Annotated in this window: 18 protein-coding genes, 1 tRNA gene and 4 pseudogenes; 11 read left to right on the top strand and 12 right to left on the bottom strand. The window is 58.2% G+C overall.

The window, feature by feature from the left end; genetic code table 11:
* Positions 1-411 precede the first annotated feature (411 nt).
* On the bottom strand, positions 412-2,376 hold the full coding sequence (locus ACVW1C_RS27330) for a glycoside hydrolase family 127 protein (RefSeq protein WP_456761034.1): 1,965 nt from the start codon (positions 2,374-2,376) through the stop codon (positions 412-414).
* Between the two features lie 784 nt (positions 2,377-3,160).
* Here ACVW1C_RS27330 and ACVW1C_RS27325 point away from each other — a divergent pair.
* Complete coding sequence (locus ACVW1C_RS27325) at positions 3,161-3,598, top strand: hypothetical protein (RefSeq protein ID WP_018268855.1); 438 nt, start codon at positions 3,161-3,163, stop codon at positions 3,596-3,598.
* Here the strand turns inward: ACVW1C_RS27325 and ACVW1C_RS27320 are convergent, their stop codons facing one another.
* Positions 3,599-3,781, bottom strand: coding sequence for a transposase domain-containing protein (locus ACVW1C_RS27320; protein WP_456728333.1), 183 nt, complete (start codon positions 3,779-3,781; stop codon positions 3,599-3,601).
* A 62-nt stretch (positions 3,782-3,843) separates the two neighbouring features.
* A pseudogene (locus ACVW1C_RS27315) lies at positions 3,844-4,266 on the bottom strand (IS66 family transposase); the annotation flags it as partial.
* A gap of 47 nt (positions 4,267-4,313) precedes the next feature.
* Here ACVW1C_RS27315 and ACVW1C_RS27310 point away from each other — a divergent pair.
* Positions 4,314-5,339: an IS110 family RNA-guided transposase gene (locus tag ACVW1C_RS27310; RefSeq protein ID WP_456761033.1), complete on the top strand. Its 1,026-nt coding sequence runs from the start codon at positions 4,314-4,316 to the stop codon at positions 5,337-5,339.
* 89 nt (positions 5,340-5,428) lie between these two features.
* On the opposite strand, the gene tnpC is transcribed toward ACVW1C_RS27310, so the two are convergent.
* Together tnpC and ACVW1C_RS27300 are read right to left on the bottom strand one after the other, a co-directional pair.
* Positions 5,429-6,565, bottom strand: coding sequence for an IS66 family transposase (tnpC, locus tag ACVW1C_RS27305; protein ID WP_456761032.1), 1,137 nt, complete (start codon positions 6,563-6,565; stop codon positions 5,429-5,431).
* A gap of 362 nt (positions 6,566-6,927) precedes the next feature.
* Positions 6,928-7,728: an effector protein NopP gene (locus ACVW1C_RS27300; RefSeq protein WP_456761031.1), complete on the bottom strand. Its 801-nt coding sequence runs from the start codon at positions 7,726-7,728 to the stop codon at positions 6,928-6,930.
* A 322-nt stretch (positions 7,729-8,050) separates the two neighbouring features.
* Between ACVW1C_RS27300 and ACVW1C_RS27295 the strand changes: the two genes are divergently transcribed.
* The 3 genes from ACVW1C_RS27295 to tnpA all read left to right on the top strand — a co-directional run bounded on the left by ACVW1C_RS27295 (position 8,051) and on the right by tnpA (position 10,670).
* On the top strand, positions 8,051-8,173 hold the full coding sequence (locus tag ACVW1C_RS27295) for a hypothetical protein (protein ID WP_283805538.1): 123 nt from the start codon (positions 8,051-8,053) through the stop codon (positions 8,171-8,173).
* 548 nt (positions 8,174-8,721) lie between these two features.
* Complete coding sequence (locus ACVW1C_RS27290) at positions 8,722-10,212, top strand: IS4 family transposase (protein WP_456761030.1); 1,491 nt, start codon at positions 8,722-8,724, stop codon at positions 10,210-10,212.
* A 35-nt stretch (positions 10,213-10,247) separates the two neighbouring features.
* Positions 10,248-10,670 carry an IS66-like element accessory protein TnpA gene (gene tnpA, locus ACVW1C_RS27285; protein ID WP_456761029.1) on the top strand — a complete coding sequence of 141 codons (423 nt, stop codon included), beginning with the start codon at positions 10,248-10,250 and terminating at the stop codon, positions 10,668-10,670.
* A 730-nt stretch (positions 10,671-11,400) separates the two neighbouring features.
* Here the strand turns inward: tnpA and glmS are convergent.
* Positions 11,401-13,227, bottom strand: a complete 1,827-nt coding sequence (gene glmS, locus ACVW1C_RS27280; RefSeq protein ID WP_456728339.1) for a glutamine--fructose-6-phosphate transaminase (isomerizing) — start codon at positions 13,225-13,227, stop codon at positions 11,401-11,403.
* 917 nt (positions 13,228-14,144) lie between these two features.
* Here glmS and gmd point away from each other — a divergent pair.
* Positions 14,145-15,230 carry a GDP-mannose 4,6-dehydratase gene (gene gmd, locus ACVW1C_RS27275; protein WP_456761028.1) on the top strand — a complete coding sequence of 362 codons (1,086 nt, stop codon included), beginning with the start codon at positions 14,145-14,147 and terminating at the stop codon, positions 15,228-15,230.
* Positions 15,211-16,170: a GDP-L-fucose synthase gene (gene fcl / locus ACVW1C_RS27270; protein WP_456761027.1), complete on the top strand. Its 960-nt coding sequence runs from the start codon at positions 15,211-15,213 to the stop codon at positions 16,168-16,170. The genes gmd and fcl overlap by 20 nt, the downstream gene beginning before the upstream one ends.
* A 330-nt stretch (positions 16,171-16,500) precedes the next feature.
* Here the strand turns inward: fcl and ACVW1C_RS27265 are convergent, their stop codons facing one another.
* From ACVW1C_RS27265 to ACVW1C_RS27240, 6 genes and pseudogenes are all read right to left on the bottom strand, one after another.
* Positions 16,501-17,640, bottom strand: coding sequence for an MFS transporter (locus ACVW1C_RS27265; RefSeq protein ID WP_456763189.1), 1,140 nt, complete (start codon positions 17,638-17,640; stop codon positions 16,501-16,503).
* Positions 17,640-17,834 carry a hypothetical protein gene (locus ACVW1C_RS27260; RefSeq protein WP_456761026.1) on the bottom strand — a complete coding sequence of 65 codons (195 nt, stop codon included), beginning with the start codon at positions 17,832-17,834 and terminating at the stop codon, positions 17,640-17,642. The genes ACVW1C_RS27265 and ACVW1C_RS27260 overlap by 1 nt, the downstream gene beginning before the upstream one ends.
* A gap of 494 nt (positions 17,835-18,328) precedes the next feature.
* Complete coding sequence (locus tag ACVW1C_RS27255; RefSeq protein WP_456761025.1) at positions 18,329-18,688, bottom strand: hypothetical protein; 360 nt, start codon at positions 18,686-18,688, stop codon at positions 18,329-18,331.
* Between the two features lie 121 nt (positions 18,689-18,809).
* On the bottom strand, positions 18,810-19,733 hold the full coding sequence (locus tag ACVW1C_RS27250) for a sulfite exporter TauE/SafE family protein (RefSeq protein WP_456761024.1): 924 nt from the start codon (positions 19,731-19,733) through the stop codon (positions 18,810-18,812).
* Positions 19,734-20,094: 361 nt separating this feature from the next.
* Positions 20,095-20,337, bottom strand: a complete 243-nt coding sequence (locus tag ACVW1C_RS27245) for a hypothetical protein (protein ID WP_456761023.1) — start codon at positions 20,335-20,337, stop codon at positions 20,095-20,097.
* 176 nt (positions 20,338-20,513) lie between these two features.
* Positions 20,514-23,617, bottom strand: a pseudogene (locus ACVW1C_RS27240) (efflux RND transporter permease subunit).
* A 795-nt stretch (positions 23,618-24,412) separates the two neighbouring features.
* Here ACVW1C_RS27240 and ACVW1C_RS27235 point away from each other — a divergent pair.
* The 4 genes and pseudogenes from ACVW1C_RS27235 (at position 24,413) to ACVW1C_RS27220 (ending at position 25,805) form a co-directional block, all read left to right on the top strand.
* Positions 24,413-24,488: transfer RNA gene (locus tag ACVW1C_RS27235), tRNA-Ile, on the top strand.
* Positions 24,489-24,625: 137 nt separating this feature from the next.
* Positions 24,626-25,107: pseudogene (gene parS / locus ACVW1C_RS27230) on the top strand (type II RES/Xre toxin-antitoxin system antitoxin).
* Positions 25,104-25,315: pseudogene (locus ACVW1C_RS27225) on the top strand (RES family NAD+ phosphorylase); the annotation flags it as partial. The pseudogenes parS and ACVW1C_RS27225, both read left to right, overlap by 4 nt.
* A 103-nt stretch (positions 25,316-25,418) precedes the next feature.
* Positions 25,419-25,805, top strand: coding sequence for a hypothetical protein (locus ACVW1C_RS27220; RefSeq protein ID WP_456761022.1), 387 nt, complete (start codon positions 25,419-25,421; stop codon positions 25,803-25,805).
* Positions 25,806-25,813: the final 8 nt, after the last annotated feature.

Below are 25,813 nucleotides of genomic sequence, written 5' to 3'. Positions count from 1 at the left end.
TCGCCGTCCATTCGGAGCTGGTGCTCTCAAGATATCGCCGGTGTTCTCGACAAGCGGATGAACGACTTGAAGGTCCACAGTTGATGTAGTCCCAGTTCGCCCAGGAAATAGCTGCTGCCATCTCTTGACGTCAAACTCCGTCATGCTGTCGCCGCCCTCCATTCTTAGAAGTCCGACACTCTTGTTCCCCAACTGGTAGCTGAAGTATCGCGCGTCGTCGGGGCCTGCTGACTCCAAGCGGATCGTTGGCTTTCCAAACTCCCACCGCACCGCCTCATATCCCGTTCTTCGTTTCGATGCTTCAGTGCAGGTCGTAAGCGGGTCGTCTTAAATAGATTGACGATGTCCAGGCTTTGACCGGCGATATCGCCTATCTAACGGCGGCTCGTGGAAGCGCGCCCTTTGTCGGCGTCAGCGCTCATTTATCCAAATCCGCATTTCGCCTTCGCCGCGGTTAGCCCAGCTGAACCACGGAATGAATGTCAACCGCTGCGGTTCTAGCTGTCCAGGCACCTTGTCGTAGTGATAAAGTGCCGCTTCTTCGGATTGCGTGTGTTGCAGTCGCACTCCGTCAGCCTGCAGCAAAATCTTGCCCTTGAAGAGACCAGTTCCGTCGACAAGCGAAAACTGGCTGTCTGCATGAAGCCAAACGTTGTGTAACTCGGTCCCGTTGTCGACTTCCTCAAGGCAATAAACTAACGGGCCACGCTCTATGGCCACCTTGCCGGCCAAATTGCGAACTTGCGGATGGCCGTAGACGCGACGCACTTGCATCGGCAGCAATAGTTTGACGCGATCTCCCTGCCTCCATGTCCGGTGAATGTGCAAATAGCCATTTCGCGGCTCGCAATTGATACGTTCTCCGTTCAGGCTCGCCGCCGGCGCGCTGCACCATTGTGGAAGGCGCAGAGCGAGCGTGTGAGAAATTGGCAGTGCGGATTCGACGGCGATCTCCACCTCGTCTTTCCAGGGATAGTTGCCCTTCATGAGCAATCGCAGCTTAGCCCCGCCGACCGACATTTCCACCCTATTGCCGACGTAGAGATTTACATAGAGCGCATCGGCGCGGAGCGTATAGATATAATGACCAATCGATGCGAAAAGCCGTGCGATGTTCGGCGGACAGCACGCGCAGCCAAACCAGGGCCTTCGCACCGGCGAGACATGATTATAAATGCCATTGGACCTCAGCGTTTTGGGATGCATTTCGAGCGGGTTAACATAGAAATAATGACGACCGTCGAACGCGATACTGCCGAGAACGGTATTGTAGAGCGCGCGCTCCATCACGTCGGCATATTGACCATCCAGCTCCAACTCCAGCATACGACGCGCGAACATCATTAGGCCAATGGACGCGCAACTTTCCGCGTACGCCGTATCGTTCGGCAGATCGTAATCGCAGCTAAACGCTTCGCCCGCGCTTTGCGAGCCGATGGCTCCGGTGATATAGATCTGGCGCCGCACCATGTTTTGCCACAGCCGTAGGCAAGTCTGGCGTTGCTGATCGTTCTGACGCAGACGCGCAAGATGCGCTACCCCAGTCATGAGGTATACAAAGCGAACCGCATGGCCGGTGGCAGTCCGCTGCTTGGAAAGTGGCAAATGCGCTTGGCTATATGCTTTGTTTTTTAACATCCAGGGCAGGCCGCCTGATTCTGTGGCACAGGATTGCCGGCGCTTCTCGTACTCAATGTCGTAAAAATGTGGCTCCGAGCCGCGTTGCTCCACGAAAAAATTGGCTAGCGTGAGATATCGCTGCTCATGCGTCACTTCGTAGAGGCGCGTCAATGCAAGTTCAATTTCCGGGTGGCCATCGTAGCCATGTAGCTGATCGCGTTCCGGGCCGAAAACCGTGTCGACGTGGTCAGCAAGTCTGCAACCAACCTCGAGCAATCGCCGTTTGCCAGTCGCCTGAAAAAAAGCGACACCCGCTTCAATCAAATGGCCGGCGCAGTAAAGCTCGTGGCACTCCGCTAGGTTGCTCCAGCGCTCCTGAGGCGCGTTCAGCATGAAATAGGTGTTAAGATAGCCATCGCCACATTGGGCGGTTGCAATCAATTCAATCAGCTCGTCGGCAGCCTTCTCCAGCTCTGGATTGGGTGCCTGGCATAGTGACCAAGCAACCGCCTCTAGCCATTTTGCGACGTCACTGTCCTGAAAAACCGTTCCATGGAACGCGCCTCTCGCATCTCCTGCGGCGATGCGGAAGTTCTCCACCGCGTGGCTCGGTATCGCCTCGGGATTGCGATCGTTCAACACCTCCCATTGGTAGGGAATTGCCACTTCCCTTACCAACTGCTGACATTTCCCAATCAGCGGATCCAAGACGTGTAGGTTGTGAAGATCGATTTCGGCCACATTCCGCTCACTCATTTCGTTCCTCCCTGTTGGGTCGGAAGGACGCCTAGCAAGGCAAGCCAACTCACCTTGTCTACGTTGCTGGGGTTGCGACACTGAGGTTTGCGGCTGCACAGTCCTATTCCCGAAGCAAGCGTTGCAGTGACAGAAATGGAGAGGGTTCTCCTGCGGCGTCGTACGACCAGACATGTGCGGGCAGCGGCCCGTTCGAGGAGCGGGCCAGCAATTCCCATGCCGAGAATGAGGGCTGTTCTTCTGGTCGATCCGATCTGCGGCTCTGCGAGCGTCCGTTGGTCCGCCCAACCAACCGGATTTACCAGTCGAGCTAAATCCCGCATCGCCGCAGCGCTGGGTCGATCCTGGTATACGAACCGATCGGCTGTCCCCGGGCAGATAATCGCCCAGGGCCCTCGCCAGCCGCAGATACAGCCGGAACGCCGCTCCTTTCGTCGCGACAAGCCGCCCGCACCTGATCCGAGGCCTTTAATGCGCTGCGCGGGAATGTCCGGTTTCGAACAATCCTTTGATGACGCGTGGCAGGTGGGCGGACCGCAGGGCGCGTGAAACCCAAGTCGGATCGAATGGGCCGCCGCTACGCAGGATTCAACGGAGACGCTGGGGCGTTAATCCTAGGCAATCCCGACGGGTCGAAGCGCATGCTCGTGAGCGTCACGAGAGGATCACCGGTTCCTGGGCTTGACCTGCGCGGAATGCTCTGGATAGCACGGTCGGGATGATTGACGCCGCCGGCGCGCGATGATGGGTTGATCACGGTTCGGAGCGGGCAACGGGGATCAGAATGACCAGCGAGTCGCAGCTGCGCGAGAAGCTTCGGAAGATCGAGGCGTTGTTCGTGGGTGCCGGAACTGCTGGTGAGCGCCTTGCAGCGGAAGCCGCACTGCAGCGGGTGCGGGCCCGGGTCGAGGAACTTGCTCGCCACGATCCACCGATCGAACAGCAATTCTCACTTCCCGACCAGTGGTCTCGGCACTTGTTTCTGGCGCTTTGCCGCCGATATGGGCTGCGGCCGTTTCGTTATCGCCGGCAGCGACGCAACACGGTGATGGTCCGTGCGTCACGGGGCTTCGTTGATCGGGTCCTGCTGCCGGAGTTCACAGAGCTTGAGGGTGCGCTACAAGTGTATCTGCACGAGGTGACGCTGCGCGTGATCCGCGAAGAGATTTACGACGACGCCAGCGATGCGCAGGAAGTTCCCGACGCCTTGCCGTCGAACTGATCAAGCAGCGATCTTTGCGTCGGAACCGTCGCGCTCGGCTTTCCAATGCCACGGCAACAGCGTGTTCAGCTGATTGATCTTGGTGCGTCCGGAGACGATGCGCTTGAGAACGTCATTAACATAGTGCCGCGGGTGGATGTCGTGAAGTTTTGCCGTGTTGATGAGCGCGCGAGAATGGCCCACGTCTCGGTCCCGCGTTCACTACCGGCGAACAGATAGTTTTTCTTTCCTACCCCGATCGGCTTGATGCTGCGCTCGACCGTATTGCTGTCAATCTCGATGCGCCCATCATCGATGAATCGCGTCAGGCCTTCCCAATGCTTGAGAGTGTAGCGGATCGCCTTGCCAAGGCCGGATTTCTTCGAGACTTCCAGCAGTCGCGCTTCGAGCCAGGGCTTGAAGTCCTCGATCAGCGGCCTCGTGTCGGATTGTCGCACCGCAACTCGTTGCGTCGCCGGCAAACCGCGAATGCGATCCTCAGCGGCGTAGAACATCGCGATCCGCTGCAGCGCTTCCGCAGCAATCGGCGACTTCGTCGCGACGTGAACGTCCCAGAACTTCCGCCGCGCATGCGCGAAGCAGAACGCCAGCTGCATCAGACGGCTGCCGCTCTTGATCAGGCCCTTGTAGGCGGCATAGCCGATGGAGTGGACGCCCCCCGACGGCATCGATTGTGCCAAGATGTGGGTGTTCAAACCCGGTAAGGAGGACGTCCGTGGACGAGGTTAGCATCATTGGTTTGGATTTGGCTAAGAACGTGTTCCAGGTCCACGGAGCCGGGCGGGATGGGAGGACAGTTCTGCGTAAGAAACTCAATTGCAGCAGATTGCTTGAGTTTTTCGCGAGGTTGCCGAGGTGTGTGGTCGCGATGGAGGCCTGCGCCAGCGCCCATTATTGGGGACGGGAGATTGGTAAGTTTGGCCACGATATCCGGTTGATCCATCCCTCGTACGTGAAGCCCCTCGTTAAGCTTCAGAAGAACGATGCGGCGGATGCCGAAGCGATCGCCGAAGCCGCGTCCCGACCAACGATGCGCTTTGTCGGCGTTAAGAGCGCCGAGAAGCAAGGCTCCTCAATAGCGTTCAAGGTTCGTGATCTCTTAGTTCGACAGCGCTCACAGGCGATCAATGCTTTGCGCGGACATCTTGCGGAATTCGGTTTGATCGTGGCTCAGGGCGTGAGACATATCCCCCGATTGGATGAGCTCCTTGCAACATATCCGGACCTGCCCGATCTAGCCCGCAGCCTTTGCCAGAATCTCTTGACGCATGTGAAATCCCTGTCGGAGCAGATAGCAGAGCTGGAGAAGGGACTACGGGTGCGCGCGAGACAGAACGAAGTCGCCTCTCGCTTGATGACCATTCCGGGAATCGGCGCAATCTGCGCTACAGCGATAGAGGCGTTATCGCCGTCGGCGGAGACCTTCTCGAAGGGGCGCGATTTTGCGGCCTGGATTGATCTCACGCCTAAGCAGAATTCTTCCGGAGGCAAGGATAGGCTCGGCAAGATCTCCAGGATGGGCCGGCGAGATCTGCGACGCCTCCTTGTGCTTGGTGCGACCGCCGTTGTGCGATGGGCAAGACGCTATGGATTGCCAGCAGGATCCTGGCTGGCAAGAATGCTCTCGAAGAAGCCTCCAAAGCTAATCGCGGTCGCTCTAGCGCACAAAATGGCGCGTATCGCCTGGGCCTTGACGGTCCGCGGTGGCGCTTACCAGGCTCCAGCGTCTGGCGCTGCTTAACGCAAGGCCAGAAGCCGAGAGACATCGGGAATGTGGTAAGGTCTAACGGAGGGTTATGGGCAATCGGTCAGGGACTGGGATTGGAAGAATCAACAGGTCGATGAGTGCCAGCGAGCACGCGTAGCTGAATTGGATCCAATCCACGCATTCCATAAGGGCCCGCGACGTGTCGAGGTCGCATTCCGAGGCCGGACACACGTCAGCACCCGACCACATGCCTGGTCCGAAGTTATATTTTGCTTGCATTCACTGGGGCGTCCACACACATCGACCTGCAGGATGCCGCGGTACTCTCCGAACAGCCGCTTGGCGCGGATCGCCTTGCGATCCTCGGCGAACACGTAGATCACCGCCGGCGGCGCCGGGCCGCCCCATGGGCGGTCATCGGTGGCGATCGCCCAGAACTGGCAGACTTTGGTTCTGCCACGGCCGGGATCGAGGACCGGCAGCGGCGTCTCGTCGGCAAACAGCCGCGGGTAGGACATCACCGCGTGGTGCAACAGCGCGTGAAGCGGCTTCAGCCACCAGGCGAGGCGGCCCATCCACGAGGCCAGTGTTTGCCGGTTGAGCGTGATGCCTTGGGCGGCAAACATCTGTTCCTGGCGATACAACGGCAGCTGGTAGCCATATTTCATCACCGCGACGTGGGCCAGCAAGGCTTCCGTCACCATTCCACCGTTGATCGCCTGGGCCGACGCGGGTGCCTGTACCACACCCTGGCGGCAGCCCCGGCAGCCGTACCGCGGACGCACGATGCGCTTGATCCGGTACTGCATCGCCATGACGTCGAAGGCTTCCTTGACGGTCTCCGCGACCTTGTGCAGCTGCTCGCCGCAGCAGGGGCAGCCGTGGCTCTCGATATCGATCACGACGTCGATGCGCGGCATATGCTCCGGAAGCTTCCCGCGGTTGCGTCGCGCCGGTCGCTTTCCACCGCCCTCCGCTCCGTCAGGCAGCCTGCCTCCAATCACATCGTCGTTGGCGGCGGCACGAGCCGCCTGTGCGCTGATGGTGAAGAGAGACAGCTGTCCGATATCCAGTGTCTCGGAGCGCGCACTGAAGATCGCGCGCTTGTACTGGGACATGATCATCAGGAGCTTGTCGTTCTCCTGGATCGCAGCGTCGCGGTGAGCGATCGCTGCATCACGCTCGGTCGCCAGCGTGCTGCATTCCTCCGACAACGCTGCAAGCCGTGACGATAGCGCCATCACGGTTTGTCGGAGCAATGCTGGATCGGAAGGCCAATCACTCGTGCAGAGTAATTCTACAACAACTCCGCATGAGTGACGAACGCCTCTTGATAATGATCAACCAGCTCGTACCGGCTGATCCACAGGTCGCATCGGCACACGCTTGCAGTCCGAGCCATCGCCGACCTTCCCGCTTCGCGTCTGCACGAATTGCTGCCCTGGGAATGGAAGCTCCCGCACCAAGCCGACGAGCCCACCGATCAGCAAGCTGCCTAACCTTCACGCAGCGATATCACAACGCTACCCGGGTTCGATCCTAGGTCTTGATCGCAAGCCGCAGATGTCGGTTGGTCTGCGCTCCTAGCTCCACCTCGTTCATGGATTGGGGAGATCTCACGTCACATAAAGTCTCCATCCGAGTCGGACTCTGACGAAGATTCAGGATCGCTGGCGTATTTGGAAAGATACGTCGAATGCTGGGTATCACGCTGCCATTCACCATCCCTGTAGCTCCAGGGTCCGGACCGGGTTGGGTCAAGTACCATATCGTCTCGGTCCACATGGACGAAGCCCATTTGTTCTGCACGGGTTCTCGCTTCGTCATTCGCAGGACGCCAGTTCACCAGAGGCCGTTCGCCGTCTCGCCGAAGTTGATGCTCGAGCAGAATATCGCCGGCATTCGAAACGAGCGGATGAGCAACCTGGAAATCCACGATGGACGTGACGTCAGTTCGACCGGGAAACTGTTCTCGCCAGCCTTGGCTGTTGAAGTCAGTCATAGGAAATCCGCCTTCCGTTCTTTGGAGACCGACGCTCCTATTTCCGAGTTGGTAGCTGTAATATCGGGCGGCGTCCGAATCTCTTCGGATGCCATAATCCCTAGCGACGTCCGCCGTGCGCCTAGCCCTTTCGGATACAAATTGTGAGTATTCCTGTGGATTGTTGGCGATATGATCGATTTCTTCGCCATGAAAAGTCCTCACCTCTCGCCGGAATCTCTCTTGGTTGATCTCGATAATAGGAGGTCTTGGATTGTTGTAATAACTTGGACCCGAGGATGAGCTGGCGTCGGAATCCTGCAATCGCATTCTAGAGAATGCGTCCGCGAAGTCGTCGGCATTCCCGTGCTCCGGAGAGCTTGCGTGATGATATTCATCATCGGATGGAACACCCGACCAATTATTAATTCGACCGTACATGACGACCACACTCCTATGGATGTTGCATTGTGTTCAGGCCGTTAGACCTGACTCCGCTGATAAGCAGCTTAGCTGTCCGTAAGCTGACGCGGGCAAATAAAGGGAGAGCTAAATTCGGTGAAACGACAGGGCCAGGCCCGCAGTCCGGCGCCGCGCTCGCGGGGGCGTCTTCATAAGTGTCGGCCGTGAAGAAGTGTCCAAGCCGTTGAGTGAGAGTCGGTTTTTGGCCCCGCTGCGATACGAGATTGCAAGCTTTTCACGGCGGAAGGCCGGAAAGCCTGCAGAATAGCCAGCCGTGATTCCATCGTAGCGGAGGCGCGCGATGCGCCCGAAGAAGCCGGAAACGACGGGGGAAGGCGACCTGTTTCGCGCCAGGTTCGATCGGATCATCCACCTGAAGCACGAGCAAGGGTTTACTCGTTGCTTTCTTGAGGCGTTTCCGTGATCAGGATCTTTTCGATGCGGTGCGACTTGGCATGGAACACGACCAAACTCAGTGGCTCTGCGTCGCCATTCAGGGAGGATGAGGCCTGACCACGGGCCGATCTTGAGTAGTCGATTAATTGTAATTGCGAAGTTCGGTGTCATACGTCCTGGTGCGCGTTAGACTCAGAGCAGGGCCGAATGCGTCAACGCTTATTCGTTCCTGTGCCTTGCCAGAAAGAAAGAGGAGACATCGGCAGACATTATAACGACGAGCGGCCCCTGAGGGATCGGCAGTCACCTCCGATTTTTTCTGCACTATCACCTCGCCGCAATCAGCCCGCAACGTGATGACGCTGTTCACAAACAGGAAGGGGCCGCCGCTGTTCGGCTCAACAAGGAGCCGCTAAGCGATGGCGCCCGCAAGTTCGTTAGTATCCGTCCGGTGAAGCTTTCAATTACCCACAAGCCATTGAATCATTTGGGGTGTTTCCAATCTTAAAAACTTGCATCGGATGAATCGGTTATGATTCATTGCTGAGCACCTGAATCGCGTCGACGAGGTGCATCATGCGTCCGAGCAGCGTCAGATTGAATGGTTTAGCTTCCCGGAATGGGCGCCCTGATGGCGGCGACTCGCACGAGGTCGAGCACTGGACAAAACACGAGATTGACGAAGACGCCTTCAAAGACGCCCCCCTAGGCCGACGATTTGGCGAACTGCTGAGGCAGATTGGCGACAGCATGGGCGAGAGCATTCCGTTTGCTTGTCAGGATTGGGCGAGCACGAAAGCAGCTTACCGCTTCTTCGCGAACGAGCGCGTTGAGGAAAGCGATATTCTGAGCGGCCACTTCGCGGCTACGCGCGCACGTTACGATGACAGCAAGGGCCCGGTCCTTCTCATCCAGGACACGACGGATTTATCCTATCAACGCGCAAACCCGCACGCGATCGGCATTACCAAGAATGTCAATTGTGGTGAGCGGAAAAGAGACGGCCGCTGGCGTCAGCACACCGTTTGCGGAATGTTGATGCATACGAGCCTCGCAGTGACGTCCGAGGGACTGCCGCTGGGATTGTCGGCCGTGAAATTCTGGACGCGAAAGAAGTTCAAAGGCATCGTGCAACTTAAGCAGAAGGTCAATTTGACCCGCCTTCCGATCGAGAAGAAGGAAAGCATTCGCTGGCTTGAGAACCTTCGGCAATCGATCGAGCGGCTTGGCGACCCACATCGCTGCATCCACATCGCAGATCGTGAGAGCGATATCTACGAGTTATATTGTCTCACGCAGGAGCTGGGCACTCACTTTATTGTTCGTGCCTGTGTTGATCGACTTGCAGGGGATGGCGGACACACGATCGCAACTGAGATGGAAGAAACCAGTATCAGGGGCTTGCATCACATCGAATTTCGAAACGATCGCGGCGAGATGACGAGGGCCGCTTTAGAAATTAAGTTTAAGCGGATCAAGGTCCTGCCTCCGATTGGCAAACAGAAGCGCTATCCTGGGCTCAATCTGACCGTCATACATGCCAGCGAACGCGGAGCCCCAAGAGGCCGGAAGCCGATCGAGTGGAAACTAATAACGGATCTGCTGGTGCACGGACGCTCCGAAGCGATCGAAAAGATCAACTGGTACGCTCTGCGATGGAAGATCGAGGTGTTCCACAAGATTCTGAAATCGGGCTGCAAGGCCGAGGACCCAAAGCTGCGCACGGCTGATCGTCTCGCCAATCTGATGGCGATGTTTTGCATTCTCAGCTGGCGCATCTTGTGGCTGACCATGCTAAACCGCACAGACCCCAACAAGTCGCCCACTACGGCATTCACTGGCGTCGAAATCGCTCTGCTCGACGCGCTCGTAAACGGCGTCGGTAGCCGCAAGTGCCGCATAGCGACGCTCGGCTACTACCTTGTCAAGCTCGCAAGACTAGGCGGCTATTTGGCCAGAGCCAACGATCCACCGCCCGGAAACATTGTCATGTGGCGTGGCTTATCGAAGCTTACCGACATCGAGCTCGGCGTTGAACTCAGCACAATCAAAAATGTGGGTAATTGAAAGCCGGTGAAGGCCGCCTTGCCGAATGAGGCGCGTTGTTGAGAACTGTCCTTATGGACAGTGATAGGCGCAGTGCCCAAGTCGAGCGGCTTGAGGTGGTGGACACGGGCCGGCGGCGGCGCTGGTCCGAGGACGAGAAGGTCAAGATCGTCCTGGAGAGCTTACAGGCGCCGCGCCAGGTCGCGGCGACAGCGCGGCGGTATGGCGTTTCGCGCTCATTGCTGCTGCGATGGCGACGGTCGTTTCGACCTGAGCCGAAGGATGCCGCCGATCAACCTGGCTTCGTACCGACGATGGTGGTCGCGGAGCCGACGCCTTGTCCAGTCGCGCCGGCCAGTAGCGGCGGGGCGATCGAGATCGAGTTTGCGAGCGGAACTCGGATGCGGATCACGGGTGCGGTCGACGCGGCGACGCTGAAGGCCGCCGTGGCGGCGCTGGCATATGGGCGCCTACGGTGATCCCCATTGCGTCGGGCTTGCGGGTGTGGATTGCGACCGGTCACACCGATATGCGTCGCGGCGTGAACTCATTGGGCTTGCTGGTGCAGGAAGTCCTTACGACTATCCTTGGACATTGTGACCTCGCGACAAGCCATTCCGCGAGATCTTCCTAGCCGCCCAGATCAACCTTCAGGCGAGGTCTCCTCATGACGCTCACCACGCTCAAGTTGGCCGACATGGCGCGCATGCTGTCATTTTGAAAAAAGTCAGTTGCCGCGCCTACGCGCTGCCAATGAGCTAGCCGCGGTGGAGGAGCCCGAAGCTCCCTACGCCGGTCTGCTCGTCGGTTTCGGCAAGGGCGCGAGGATACAGAGCATCGGTTCTGAATCGGCTTCAGGCTGATTTGGCCCTGTAGGAAGGGGGGGGCCTGGTCCCCATCAGCGTTAGTCAGGGGTTAACGATGATAACCCAAACAAGATTGAATCTGCTCGTCCAGCTAATCGGTCTATGATTGACCTGTTGATGCCGGGATCGTTCTCCTTCGAAGCTCACCTGTCTGGCCGATCAGCGGAGCCAGGGGCGGCGCAACAGGATTGCGTGAGCGCGCAACCAGACAGAGGCTACAAGCAACTTCGGATGCAACTACATCGAGAACTTGTCCGGCTCCGTCATCCACAACCAACACAACGGAACGCAAACTTAACAGCCCGATGCCGAGGCGGGAGGCTCCGACATTACCACTGCGGCTTCATTCGACAGTCACCGATTTGGCGAGATTACGTGGCTGATCTACGTCCGCGCCTCTTACGAGGGCGGCATGGTAAGCCAAGAGCTGAAGCGGAATGGCATAGACCATCGGCGCAAAGTTTGCGACCATCTCCGGCAGCACAATGGTCATGAGCGTGTCTAGCGTCGCTTCCAAAGCGCCCTTCGCATCGGTGATCAAAACGATCTTGCCGCCGCGAGCTGCAACTTCTTGCATATTCGATACGGTCTTCTCGAAGAGCTCGTCGTAAGGCGCAATCATCACCACAGGCACGGCCTCATCGATCAAGGCGATCGGTCCGTGCTTGAGCTCACCGGCGGCATAACCTTCTGAGTGAATATAGGAAATTTCCTTCAACTTGAGTGCGCCCTCCAACGCCAGGGGGGCCGACGTGCCACGGCCGAGATAGAGCACGTCCCTCGCGTTGGCGATATCACCCGCGAGCTTTTCGATCTGCGGCTCAGTCAACAGCGCCGCAGCAATCAACCCCGGCACTTCGATGAGCTCGCGCACGAGCTTCGATTCATGGATCTCTAACAGCTTACCGCGCTCTTTTCCTGCTGCGACGGCAAGCACCGCCAATACCATCAGCTGGCAGATGAATGCCTTCGTAGAAGCGACGCCGATTTCTGGCCCCGCCAGCGTCGGCAGCACGGATTCGCTTTCGCGCGCAATCGTCGACGTAGAGACGTTGACTACAGATATCGTGTGCAGGCCTTGGCTCTTGGCGTATCGCAACGCAGCTAGTGTGTCAGCGGTTTCGCCGGACTGCGAGATGACGATCGCGAGATCACCCTGGCGCAAAGGCGCCTCCCTGTAGCGAAACTCGGAGGCTACATCTATCTCGACAGGCAAGCGAGCCAACCGCTCGAACCAGTATTTGGCGATGTGACCGGCATAGTTTGCCGTTCCGCACGCGGTAATCGAGATGCGCTGAATGGAGCTAAAATCGAACGGCAATGTGAGCGGCAGGGCTACGCGCTCGCCTGACCTATCAAGATAATGCGCCAGTGTCTTGCAGGCCACTCTCGGCTGCTCGTGGATTTCCTTGGCCATGAAATGGCGATAGTTCTCTTTATCCACAAGGAGTGACGATACGCCAGGCTTTGATGTCTCCCGCTGGACGACTGAGCCGTCTGCGCCATAGATCACGCAGATCGCGCGGGTAAGCACGGCCCAGTCGCCGTCTTCAAGATAGGTAATGGTGTCCGTCAACGGCGCGAGCGCGATCGCGTCCGACCCCAGATACACTTCGCCGTTGCCATGTCCGATCGCGAGGGGCGATCCCTTGCGCGCACCGATCAAAAGGTCGTCGTGGGCCTTGAAGAGGAATGCAAGCGCGAAGGCTCCGCGCAGCCGCGGGAGCGAAGCTTGTACTGCATCCTGCGGCGAGTAGCCATTCTTGAGATAAGATTCGACGAGATGCGCCACCACCTCCGTGTCCGTCTCTGAGCGGAAGTTGGCCCCATCCCGCTCCAGCTCGGCTCGCAACTCGCGGAAGTTTTCAATGATCCCGTTATGAACGACCGCGACATTTTCCGTAGCATGCGGATGAGCATTGCTCTCGGTCGGTTTTCCATGAGTAGCCCAGCGGGTATGACCGATACCGGCATGACCCGCGGGCGGACAATAGCGCAGCCGCTCCTCAAGGTTTCTCAGCTTACCTTCAGCCCGCCGGAGCTCGATACGTAGCCCTTCGAGCGTCGCAAGGCCTGCGGAGTCGTAGCCACGATATTCCAATCGCCTGAGCGAAGCGACCAACTGCCCGACGACCGGACCACGCCCCAAGATGCCGACAATTCCACACATATCGACTAATGCCGCCCAAGCTCAAAGAGCCCGACGTCCCCGACAGGAAATCTGGTCATGAAATTCGCTTTCGACAAAGACTGGCTTTCGCTGGATAGCGACGACCGCGTCATCGCCGCACAAGGCCGTCGCAAGAATACATCGCGCAAGTAGTGTGGCGTCACCTTACAACGTCCTGCTCTCGCCTTCACGCAACCGTCCTAGGGTTTGTCGCGCGGGTGTAATAGGCTCATCAGCCTCTGACGGTTTCCAGCTATGTTGGTCGGGATGAGACTAAACAATTGGCACCGAACCTCCATTGTACGGACGTAAGTTTTCGATATCGAACTTGTTTGAAGAACTATACCAACGTTTGCTGCGTTCTCACATTTCGTGCTTGCGTCGACCATCCGCCGCTTACGCGAGCGGGCCGTCAGCAGAAGAGCGATGATCATCGTCGATGATCCTGCCGCCCAAATTATGGGTTCCATTCAGAAGAAGGATCGGGGCATTTTGTAGGGCCAACGTTGTTGATGCGCAGGCTTCGCCGTGCGCTTGCTTGCGTGCCAGAGTTCAGACGAATACATCGACTACCGCGGCTTCAGCAAGTCACCCTCTTGCACCACGGCCACACCGAGCGAATGCACCCATGCGCCCAATGAAAGATAGAGAACACAGACTTTCGGCCTCTCTCATTGACGTGCGCACGTAACGGGGTTTCCCATCTGCGAGCGTTCGTTGGCCTTCATTTTGGAGCTCGATGGCAGTCCCCCTCCAGCACGATATAAATCAATGTATGTAGTGTGCGTTCCTGCGCGATGTGTATGACTAGATCTAACGATCGGCTTCCTCTGATTGCGGGTGAAGTGCGCCGGAAGCCCGTTTCGCAAAGGACGATTCGAAGGGAAGCTTTCTTTCCAGCGCAGCTAAGAGAGACCATGGCGGTTCAGGATTCGAAGCGGCGCGTTGCGCTGATCACCGGCATCACCGGGCAGGACGGCGCGTACCTCGCCGAATATCTGCTTGGGCTCGGCTATACCGTGCACGGGATCAAGCGCCGCTCGTCCTCGTTCAACACCGCCCGCGTCGACCATCTCTACCAGGATCCGCATGCCGACAACGTGCCGTTCCTGATGCACTATGGCGACATGACCGATTCGACCAATCTGATCCGGCTGGTGCAGCAGATCCGGCCGACCGAGATCTACAACCTCGCCGCCCAGAGCCACGTCCAGGTCAGTTTCGAGAGCCCGGAATACACCGCCAACGCCGACGCCATCGGCGTGCTGCGCCTGCTGGAGGCGATCCGCATCCTCGGCATGGAAAGGGAGACCCGGTTCTACCAGGCGTCGACCTCGGAGCTGTACGGGCTCGTGCAGGAGGTGCCGCAGAAGGAGACCACGCCGTTCTATCCGCGTTCGCCCTATGGCGTCGCCAAGCTCTACGGCTACTGGATCACGGTGAACTACCGTGAGGCCTACGGCATGTTCGCCAGCAACGGCATCCTGTTCAACCACGAAAGCCCGATCCGCGGCGAGACCTTCGTGACGCGCAAGATCACCCGCGCCGTGGCCCGCATCGAAGTCGGTCTCGAGACCAAGCTCTATCTCGGCAATCTCGATGCCAAGCGCGACTGGGGCCACGCCCGCGACTATGTCGAGGGCATGCACAAGATCCTGCTGGCGGACGAGCCCGGCGACTTCGTGCTCGCGACCGGCGAGACGCGCTCGGTCCGTGAGTTCGTCGAGCTGGCGTTTGCCGAGGTCGGCCGCAGCATCGAATGGCGTGGCAAGGGCGTCGAAGAGGTCGGCGTCGACAAGGCGACCGGCAACACCCTGGTACAGATCGACCCGGTCTATTTCCGTCCGACCGAGGTCGATCTTCTCATCGGCGACGCCAGCAAGGCGCGCGCCAAGCTCGGCTGGACGCCGAAGACGCCGTTCGCGCAACTGGTAAAGGAAATGGTCGCCAGCGATCTCGTCGAGGCCAGGCAGGATGCGGCCAATGGCAAGCGCGGCGTTTGAACTGAAGGGCAAGACGGTTTTCGTCGCCGGCCATCGCGGCATGGTCGGCTCGGCGCTGATGCGCCGGCTGGCGCGCGAACAGGCGGATCTGCTGACCGTGTCGCGCGGCGAGGTCGATTTGCGCGACCAGGCCGCGGTCAACGCCTGGTTTGCCGCGAAGCGGCCGCAGGCGGTGTTCCTCGCCGCCGCCAAAGTCGGCGGCATCGTCGCCAACAACACGCTGCGCGCGGAATTCCTCTACGACAATCTGGCGATCTCGACCAATGTGATCCAGGCGGCCCACGCCAATGGATGCGAGAAGTTGATGTTCTTCGGCTCGTCCTGCATCTATCCGCGCCTGGCGCCGCAGCCGCTGCGCGAGGATTCGATGCTGACCGGCCCGCTGGAGCCGACCAACGAGCCCTATGCCATCGCCAAGATCGCCGGCATCAAGATGGCCGAGGCCTATCGCAGCCAGTATGGCGCCGATTTCATCAGCGTGATGCCGACCAATCTTTACGGTCCCGGCGACAATTATCATCCCGAATACAGCCACGTCGTCGCCGCGCTGATCCGCCGCTTCCACGAGGCCAAGGTTTCGGGGGCTGGTAGTGTCGTGGTGTGGGGCACCGGCACGCCGCGCCGCGAATTCCTCTATGTCGACGATCTCGCCGACGCCTGCATTCATCTGATGAAGACCTATTCCTCGCCGGAGCTGGTCAATATCGGCACCGGCGAGGACATCACCATCGCCGAGTTCGCACTCATGGTCGCGGCCGCCATCGGCTTTCGCGGCGAGATCAGCTTCGACACTTCGCGCCCGGACGGCACGCCGCGCAAGTTGCTCGACGTCAGCCGACTCGCCAAGCTTGGCTGGCGCGCGCAGACTTCACTGCAGGAGGGCATTCAGTTCGCGTATCGGGCGTATCTCGCCGGCAGCAGATGGACGGCCCCAGAGTAACCGCGTGTCTCGACAAGCGGGCGCAGGGCCGATCCCAGAATTACTCGGCGGTGAACGTCCCAACATAGCCGGGCTAACCGCTCGCGCAAACGATCAACTTCGCCGCGCAGTCCACCCAGTTCGCTAACAACAGCGCTCGGTGGGACGCCCAACATCCGAGTGACCGGTGTGTCAAAGCCACGGCTCAGCCAGCCGACTTGCAGGGACAGAGGCATGATCGACGTGCTGTTCTACACCCATCAAGTTGCGAGCTATCGACGCTCGGCACGAACGCCGCCTCGCGACCGGTCATTAGCTCGACGCGCGTCGCTGTTTCCTCTGGCCCGACGCTTAGAGAGACTCTGCCATCACCTTCCGCGCCGACAGCGTCGCGATGCACATGAGCACGCCTAACATCGCGAACGCCAACGGCAAGCCGACCATGTGTGCGACGAGCCCGATGCTGGCGGGACCGACCAGTATACCCGCATACCCGGCTGTGGTGATGACTGCAATCGCAACGCCTACGGGCATCACTTTCTGTTTGCCGGCGCGTCGACACAGTACGGGTACAACATTTGAAATGCCCAATCCAATAAGCAGGAACCCCGCCATGGCAATCAACGCAATCGGCGCGACCACCACGGCCAAGAAACCGGTCAAGATTGGCACGGTCCCGAGCATCAATGTGGCACGGTCGCCGAATCGAGCTACCATGGTATCTCCGCTGAGACGGCCTACGGCCATCGCAATTGAGAAGAGCATACAACCAAGGCCTCCGTGCGCCTCTGCGAGGAGGCCTTGTCCAACGAGAAGCAAAGCGCTCCAATCAAGCATTGCACCTTCGACGAGAAAGGTGATAGCCGCGAGTACGGCTACTAGCAACACACTGCGATTGGGCAAGACAAACAACGGTTCCTGCCGTCTCGAACTCATGGCGAGCAACCGCGGCCAAGCTGACATAATCGCGATCATCATTATGGCCGAACAGACCAACGTCGAGATAAACGGGCCACGCTGCAGCGAAAGGAACGAGGTCACCGCGGCAGAGCCGGTGAATTCGCCAATGCTGTACTGGGCGTGGAAGCCGGACATCAATGGACGTCCAGTGGCGTGCTCCAATTCGATCGCATGAATATTCATGGCTACATCGATCGAACCAAGTGAAACACCGAAAGCAAACAGCATGGAACCGAGGCTGAGAGGTGTGCCGGCCACTGCAAGCCAGGGCAGGATGAGCGAGATGCCAAGCCCACCCGCGATGATGATGGGCTTGCTGCCATAGCGCGCATTCGACACACTAGTCGAAAGCATAGCGATGACGGACCCCGCTCCGAGACAGAGTAGCAGAAGACCAAGCACGCGGTTATCCACCCCGAGCCGCTCCTTCGCGAGCGGCACCAAAGGCGCCCAGGCCGCGAGGCCGAAGCCCGCCACGAAAAATGCGAGCCGCGTCCCGAGCAGGCCGGCAGACCAATTGGAAGATGGTATCACAGGCACTCCTGAGAGGGCGGGCTCGCGAGCGCGGCGCCTTTCATCCCGTGCGCGAGGCCTGCAAGCGGCCCGAAGCTCGATGATGAAGGGCTCAAGTTGACCATCTTCATCTCTGCAAATGCGATGCCGTCGCAAAACTGGCCCAGGTCCTGGCGCGCAAACGCCAAATGAAAGTGATTGTCGAGCTCCATCCGGCGTGTCGCGCAATCTTTCTGGGATAGACTAGCCCTACGAGTGACAATCGTCCTTGCTGGTAACCGACGGTCGGAAGCGCAGCGTTCACGGATCCTTGTCGCAAAACATACAAAGCCCAACGCGTCCTGCCCGTATTGACTTACCTCGAACACGGTCGTCAGTTTTTATGACAGAACTTTTCAGCCAATCTGGAAGCTCTCATCATGAGCAACCGCACTGCGTTGCAAGATCAATACAACGAGCATCACGAGAGCGGGCTTACAGATCAACACCTAGCTTTATTCGGCACTGTCGCGAAGGCCAAGGACTCCTTCATTCGTGCGGCGTGCGCGACGCCTCGGGCCTTGCGTCTGGCTTCTCCGCAAGCGCTTCCGTCAGCCCAATGAGCTCAGCGAATTGCCACCTCGTTATCTGGGAGAGATCGCGCCGAATGCGACGATGGTAGAAGCTGAGCAGGCTGAACGTGCGCGCAGAGATCTCTCGGACGCAATTAAGTCCCCGCTGATGACGAAAAGACATCTGCGCCGATAAAGCCCGCCGGGGACGATTGAGCCGTAGTGAAAGACGATGACCGATAGGACGGCGGTCGCGCGCAAGCCGTCAATGTCGGTCCGATACTTGTGAGATTCCATTTATTTCCAGCTTCAGGCTGGTGATTCCCTATGCCGTGCCAAATGTCTTCGTATTTCGGGTGATCCGCTCTTTCTGGGTAGTGTGCACTGACGAAGATCACCACCATTTCGAGTGAAACGGCGAGAACATCAGCCTCGAAATGTTCTGGGTTTTCCTCTGATTTTGGATATCTGGCCCGTGCGTTGGGTTGTCTTGGAGCAATCAACCGGATGTCCATGTCGTTCCTGTCGACCCCGAAAAGGGCCAGCGCGGTGTCGCGAGCACATCAATGAGCTCTGCAATCGCTTGGCCAGGTCCAGGACGGGTGCCTTCGACATCAAGGCGCCCGCTGGCATCGTTCAAGCGCTTATATCCGCAGCTTGCCGAGGTCGCCGCTCAGACCAGCTCGAACGGCGCGTGGTAAGGAAGGAATATAGCAACCAAAGATCGATCAATATCGTCGCCGCTAGCACGCTATAAGCCCATGCGCTCTGCACTAGATTGAGCTCGATCAGAACCCGTGACAAACCAAAGCCCACGATCCAAGCATCGAAGCTCATGCAGATGCGTCGAAATATCTCCGGATCAAGTCGGCGAATGACGTAGGATCCCAGCGGGATGCCGAGCGCAACGCTGGGTACTAAGACATGGAGAAGACTGCCGCTTTCGGAAATGAACAGACCGAGCTTGTAATAGACGAAAGCGGTCACGCTCGATTCCGCCACGCGCACCAGGGCAAGGCCGGCGCGAAATTCGTTTTTGACCAGGCCTTGGTTGTTAAACAGCATCGCCAAGGGCGGGCCGGAAATAGTCGTGACCGAATAGAGGATGCCCAGCATCGCTCCGAATGGCAGACCGATCAGCCAGCTTGCTTCGATAGGGCGGCGCCAACCGGCGGCTTGCAGCAGGATCAAAGGTAGAATGATCGTGTAGGTGGCGAATTTGATCCAGCCCGGCTGCAGTGAAGCCAATGCATAGCCGCCAAGCGCAATGCCTGGCAAGAGTCCAACCAAGATGGGAAACACGCGTCTCCAAACCGCCGGTACGCCCTTCAGATTGATGAGGAGCACGTAAACGTTGACGAAGACTTCGACGATGACAATGGCAGGATTGAGAATGCGATTGGTGTAGAAAATCAGCGCAAGCGGCACAGTGAGCGACGAAAAACCGTAGCCGATGGCTCCGTTTACGAAAGCCGCAAAACACGTCGTTGCGGCCAGGAACCAGATAGAAGCATCAAACCCAGGCATTTCCTTAACTTTCTCACGCCAGATGGCGTCCAATCCCTTCGGGGAATCAGACGTAAACATTGGTCTTCAGGATTGCGAAAGATTCTGACCACTCGCTTACGAGCTCCCGCTGCCTTGGCCGTGGTCAAGTGCAGAGCTTCTACATTTGCTCCCTGTTATGGGCTGCAGTTGTGCAACAAAAAGCGGCGCTGTACTTCCCGCCACCTAACTAAATCACTCAGCATGCGCCTCAGTTTGCTCCACCAATGGTCTTCGTATCGAAACCGCAACTGCGTCGGCATCCGTATAAGTGCGGACAACCAGTTCTCCAACCCCACAGAATTACACGTGTCGGCAGCCACGCTAAGGCGGATCAGACTGGAGTTCATCTCGTTCAGCTAGCAATTCAACGCGGTCAGATGAAAGCAAATAAATTCTCCTTTAGGGGCAATTTGGATGATGGAGGAGCTGCCTTTTTCTCGAGAACGCATTGTTTCTCTCCGGGCCCCGGCGCAGTGAGCCAACGTTCGGCTGCGGTAAACGTCGGCAATTCATCGTGGCGAAGCAACAGCGGATTGTTGACGTGTTCTTCGAGCGTCCGATTCGCACCAATCTCGGCAGCAATGGCGCGAAGATCTCGATGCAGGCCGTTCGCCACGCCGACACCTTGAAATGATAGTCTTTTGCCGCGGGCGAACGATAGGTCGAGAGGAGCGCAGCCGCGAGGGACCGTCCTTTGGTCCCGTCACGAATTTCGGGCGCGTCAGATCACCGCGTTGCGAGTAACGCCCTGGCCTAGCAGCAATCGGTCAATCCGGCCTGATCTTAGCGTCATTACTCGGCCGGCTGGGCCTCAGCAGTGCTGGTGAGGTCGAACTTGGGGCCCTTCTTCGCGTGACCGGCACTCGCATCGAAACGGTGATCGGAGGCAATCGCGACATAGACCGCCGGCACGACGAAGAGCGTGAACAGCGTGCCGATAGACATGCCCGCGACGAGCACCAGCCCAATCGAGAAGCGGCTCGCGGCGCCAGCTCCTGTTGCCGTCAACAAAGGTACCAGGCCTGTGACCATCGCCGCCGTCGTCATCAAGATTGGACGAAGTCGGACGCGAGCCGCCATCTCTATCGCCGAGCGACAATCAAGTCTCTCCTTGAGCTGCACCTCATTGGCGAACTCAACCATCAGGATCCCGTGCTTGGAAATTAAACCGACGAGCGTCAGCAGCCCGACCTGAGTGTAGATGTTCATCGTCGCCCAGCCAAAGAATACCGGTATTAAGGCGCCGACAATTGCCATGGGTACACTGATCATAATAATGAGGGGATCGCGCAGACTTTCGAACTGCGCCGCAAGCACCAAAAATATGACGATCAGTGCAAATGCGAAGGTGATGGCCAGTTGGTCACCCTCGTGCACATATTGCCGGGCGTCGGCAAGGAAGTCGTGGCTGAAGCCTGCGGGCAGCTTCTTTGCCTCCGCCTCCAGGAAGTCCACGGCTTGACCGATCGTGACCCCGGGCATCGGCACGGCCTGAAAGGTCGCGCAGTTGAGCTGGTTGTAGTGGGTGAGCGCGTTCGGATCAGTCGCAGTCTCGACCGAGACGACGGTAGACAGCGGAAGCATCGAGCCCGTCGCTGTCTTTACATAATAGTTCCCAATCGCTTCCGGAGCCATGCGTTTCTCGCGCGGCACCTGCGGGATCACCTGGTAGGACCGGCCTTGCAGATTGAAGCGATTGATGTAGTTTCCGCCAAGTAGGATGGCGAGCGCGTCACCGATATTCTGCATGGTGATGCCAAGATCGTTAGCCTTGGACCGATCGACCTTGATTCGCACCACCGGCTGGTTGAACTCGAGGTCAGAGTCGCTGATCATGAACAGACCGCTCTTGCGCGCGGCGTCCTTCAGTTTCGACATCTGCTCATAGACGGATTGGAAGCCCAGCGTCGAATTGATCACCATCTGCACCGGTAGGCCGTCCGATCCGCCCGGAAGTGCCGGCAAGTTAAAAGCAAATGCGTTAATACCTTCGATTTTGGACAGCTCGGCTTGAACAAGGGACCTAAGCACGATCGATGATCGCTTACGCTCGTCCCATGGCTTCAGCAACATTCCGGCCATGCCTGCTTGCGAGCCGCTACTACCATTGAGCACGAAGGTCAAATCGGTCTCTCGGAAAACTTCCGGAATGCCCTTTCGAGCTTGGCGCCGTAATAGTCGAGATAGTCAATATTGGCATATTTCGGCGCCTTCGTTAGTGCGAATACGATACCTTGATCCTCCTCGGGTGCAAGTTCCTTGGACGAATGCATGTAGAGAAAGCCGACGAGGCCCAGCATGGTCAGCGCAAACAGCCAGGTAATTGGGCGATAGTCGAGCGAGCGATCGAGCTTGCGGCCGTACCAGCATGTCATGGCAGCGAACACGCGGTTCACGAATCTCGCAAACCGCCCCTCCTCGGCGCTCTTTAGAAAGACCGAGCACATCATCGGCGACAGCGTCAAAGCGATCACGCCAGACACGATCACCGCCGCGGCCAGCGTGAACGCGAACTCGCGGAACAGCGCACCGGTGAGGCCACCAAGAAAGCCGATGGGGGCGTATACGGCCGCCAACGTAATCGTCATGGAGACAACGGGGACCACAATCTCGCGCGCTCCCCTCGTGGCGGCCTGCAGGGGCGGCCGCCCCTCTTCTAGATGACGATGGATATTCTCCACCACGACGATCGCGTCGTCGACTACAAGACCGATCGCGAGCACCATCGCTAGGAGCGTCAGGAGGTTGAATGAAAACCCCAGCGCCAGCATTATGCTGCAGACGCCAACGAGCGACAGCGGAATGGTGACGACGGGAATGATGACCGATCGCAGCGAGGCCAGGAACAGGAAGATCACCACCATCACGATCACGATGGCCTCGATGAGCGTCTTTTCCACTTCGTCGATCGACGATTGGATGAATTTCGTTGAATCGTAGGCCACCTTCATCTTTAGCGATGGCGGCAGGTTACGCTCCATTTCTGGAAACAGCGCGCGAACGCCTCGCGCTATATTCAGCGGATTTCCTTGCGGGCCCGCCTGCACGCCGATGAAGACCGCATGCTCGCCGTTCATGGCCACACTGACGTCTGCGGTCTGCGCTGCAAGCTCGACTGTCGCAATATCCTCAATGCGCACAAAGCCCCCATCAATGGCTTTGACGATCATGCGCTTGAATTCATCAACACTCCGTAGATCGGTATTTGCCGTGACGTCGGAGATCGTGAAATATCCCTTGGTCTGGCCGGCCGCCGCCTGGAAGTTATTGGCGGCGATTGCAGCCGAAACATCAGCCGGCGAGACGCCGCGCCCTGCCATTTTCGCAGCATCGAGCCATAGCCGCATCGCAAGACTTTGGCCGCCCAAGATGTCTGCCGCGGCGACGCCGTCAACGGTTGACATAACCGGTTGCACGACTCGCGAGAGATAGTCGGAAATCGCGCTGGCCGTCAGTTCCTCGCTGGAGAAAGCGATATACATGACAGCGGTGGCCTGACCCGTTGCCTTAGTGACGACTGGATCGTTTGATTCCTTCGGGATTAAATATTTGATTGAGTTGACCTTAGAAAGCACCTCGGTGAGCGCCTCGTTGGGATCGAAATTCAGCTTTATGTAGACTTGGATCGTCGACTTACCGAGCACCGATGAAGAAGTGATGTAGTCGACGCCCTCAGCGGAAGCGACGACCTGCTCCAGGGGAGCGGTGATGAACCCCTGGATCATGTCGGCGGAGGCGCCAGGATAGGAAGTCGTGATATTGACGACCGTATTGGACAGCTTGGGATACTGCCGGATCGGCAGAACGGTGGCCGCGCGAAGTCCGATCAGCAGGATCAGGAGACTGAGGACGACAGACAACACCGGACGTTTGATGAAAAGTTCGGTAGATGCCATCTCAACTCTCATTCAAGGTAACGCAAATTCGCGAGCAGGTCGCGCTACCCGCGGCTAATGCGCGTAATATTTGGGAACTGGAAACACCTGATCCAAAGGGACATACTCCCAACCAGGGAGCTCAGTTCTGCGCCTCTTACATCGTGGTTGCTTGGATGAACATCGGCCCTGCCCTTCTCGTCACTGACCGCGACCTCAAATTGCGGAGCATTTCCCAAGTTAAACATCCATGTCTTTTTTGCGCCTAAGTAGCCTGCGGCCCGCCTCAAGACGTGGAATTGGGCTCACCTGTTTCCATGTAGTTTCGTCCTCAGGCCTTGATGGAACACAACGACTTCCAGCAAGGAATCAAGCCAGCTCAAGGCTTCGCTTCGATCGCTCGTTCGTATGATCCAGCTTCAATGTCGAAAGTAGAATCGACCTGACGGATGCTCAACTCTACAAAGGTGAGTGGGTAATATAGGATGGGCTGTCAAACCTATACCAAGGTTTGTCAAAAGGAACGCTGAAGCCTAATCGCCCCCTCACCACCAGTGAAGAGCTCGCTGGGTTGGAAAAGCCTCTCTTTTGACTCCGCGCCGGCGCGGCCTGCTGATTCTACGCACGTCGCTCGTTTTCATAAGGACACATGATAACTGCGCCAAAGCAAGCCCTTGGACCGAATTGACGCTTCGAGCTACAGAACGGGAAGCGGAGAAGTCCAAAGCGCGGGCGCGGAAGCGTGACTGAACCTTGCCGGAGCGGCAGACAACCTGTAACGATGCCAGCATGCCGCGCCGCCGCCTTTCAGTGGCGGGGCCTGTAGCTCAATGGTTAGAGCCGGCCGCTCATAACGGTCTGGTTGCAGGTTCGAGTCCTGCCGGGCCCACCAGCGGCGATTTCCTTCTTCTGGTCTTCATGACTGTCGAAAAAGCAGATCAACCAAGTTCACCCGACTGCGATAGAGACCTACGGTTGATTAATCGCGACAGGTGACCTCTATTATACGACGCATGTCGCGAGGCCACGATGACTGCTGCAGCCGAGACCCCGGCTCCAAAGATGCCAGGCAATGATCTCCGGAAGGTGGCCGATTTGCTCGGCGGCCGCGCATCCTGTCACGCCGCATCACGAGCACCCTGGACGCCCACGAACTGCTGCCGGACGGCCTGCCCGGCTCCGCGCTGACCCGCTTGGTCAGTCACCTCCTCTTCATTCAAGTGGACTCGTTGGAAAAAGCCCTCGGAATGAGCCTTCGCACCTTTCAGCGACGCAGGGGTGCTCCAGAAAAGCCGCTCAGCCAGGAGCAAAGTGGGCGGACCTGGAGGTTTGCCGAAATCCTGGCCAAGGCCACGGACGTGTTCGGTTCGCAGGAAGAGGCAGAGCAGTGGCTCGAGCGTCCAGCCATCGGTCTTGACCAGCGCCGCCCGATCGATCTGCTTGCCCCTCCGGTGGGCATCGAACTCGTTGAACAGTACCTCAAACGCCTCGCATACGGCGTCTATGCATGACGCCTTCTACAGAGCGATTAGGAGGCGGTAGGCTCATCGCTTGGCGTCTCGACCAGGCACGCTCTGCGTCGACTTCGGACAATGGCGAGGGCGCGTTCCAAGGTCGGCGGCCGATGGAACAGCAAAGGCGCTCGCGTCGTGTATTGCGCTTGATCCTGCGACCGCGATCCTCGAATTGGCGGTTTACAAAGGCTTCAAAGCACTCGACACTCCGCCGCGTTTTGAACCGAGCTTCATATCGCCGACGTGTTTCCCTCGCTCGCGTCTTGCAGGATGCGGTCATAGAATCTTCGGCAACAGGAGTGCCGACGATGAGAGCCACCGATATTGCAGCCTACTTTGTGAAGAAGATCGCCAAGCCAATTCAGTTTGATCTTGTTTGTGGAAGCGACCACCGCTTCTATGCAATCGAGCCGACTGCAGTCGAAGACGACGTCATCCATGTGCTGGTTTCGCTGAAATACGAGATGTGGGGGCCCGAGAAGCGGAAGCGGGACGAGTATCTCGGGGCAGTCGCGATCCCCTTTTGTGACGGCGACACCGTGGAAGGCGTCTTCGATACGGCCATTGCAGTCGCCGCCTTTGGGGAACGAAGTGAAAAGATCCACACCGGCGGAGACGACGACAACCGAATCCGCCGGGCCTACGCAAAGTATGTGGAGCGTTCAGAAGCGCAATCAGCGCGACCGCGGATCTAGATCTGGGC

The organism is Bradyrhizobium sp. USDA 4011 (genome assembly GCF_054063415.1).
The sequence above is the reverse complement of the archived record's forward strand: the minus strand, read 5'-3'. Positions and strand labels throughout refer to the sequence as shown.

Excerpts from the sequence above, each read along its gene's own strand:
- ACVW1C_RS27330 (WP_456761034.1), bottom strand. The coding sequence starts at position 2,376 with ATGAGTGAGCGGAATGTGGCCGAAATCGATCTTCACAACCTACACGTC.
- ACVW1C_RS27325 (WP_018268855.1), top strand. The coding sequence starts at position 3,161 with ATGACCAGCGAGTCGCAGCTGCGCGAGAAGCTTCGGAAGATCGAGGCG.
- ACVW1C_RS27300 (WP_456761031.1), bottom strand. The coding sequence starts at position 7,728 with ATGTACGGTCGAATTAATAATTGGTCGGGTGTTCCATCCGATGATGAA.
- ACVW1C_RS27295 (WP_283805538.1), top strand. The coding sequence starts at position 8,051 with ATGCGCCCGAAGAAGCCGGAAACGACGGGGGAAGGCGACCTGTTTCGC.
- ACVW1C_RS27290 (WP_456761030.1), top strand. The coding sequence starts at position 8,722 with ATGCGTCCGAGCAGCGTCAGATTGAATGGTTTAGCTTCCCGGAATGGG.
- glmS (WP_456728339.1), bottom strand. The coding sequence starts at position 13,227 with ATGTGTGGAATTGTCGGCATCTTGGGGCGTGGTCCGGTCGTCGGGCAG.
- gmd (WP_456761028.1), top strand. The coding sequence starts at position 14,145 with ATGGCGGTTCAGGATTCGAAGCGGCGCGTTGCGCTGATCACCGGCATC.
- fcl (WP_456761027.1), top strand. The coding sequence starts at position 15,211 with ATGGCAAGCGCGGCGTTTGAACTGAAGGGCAAGACGGTTTTCGTCGCC.
- ACVW1C_RS27260 (WP_456761026.1), bottom strand. The coding sequence starts at position 17,834 with ATGGAGCTCGACAATCACTTTCATTTGGCGTTTGCGCGCCAGGACCTG.
- ACVW1C_RS27255 (WP_456761025.1), bottom strand. The coding sequence starts at position 18,688 with ATGGACATCCGGTTGATTGCTCCAAGACAACCCAACGCACGGGCCAGA.
- ACVW1C_RS27220 (WP_456761022.1), top strand. The coding sequence starts at position 25,419 with ATGAGAGCCACCGATATTGCAGCCTACTTTGTGAAGAAGATCGCCAAG.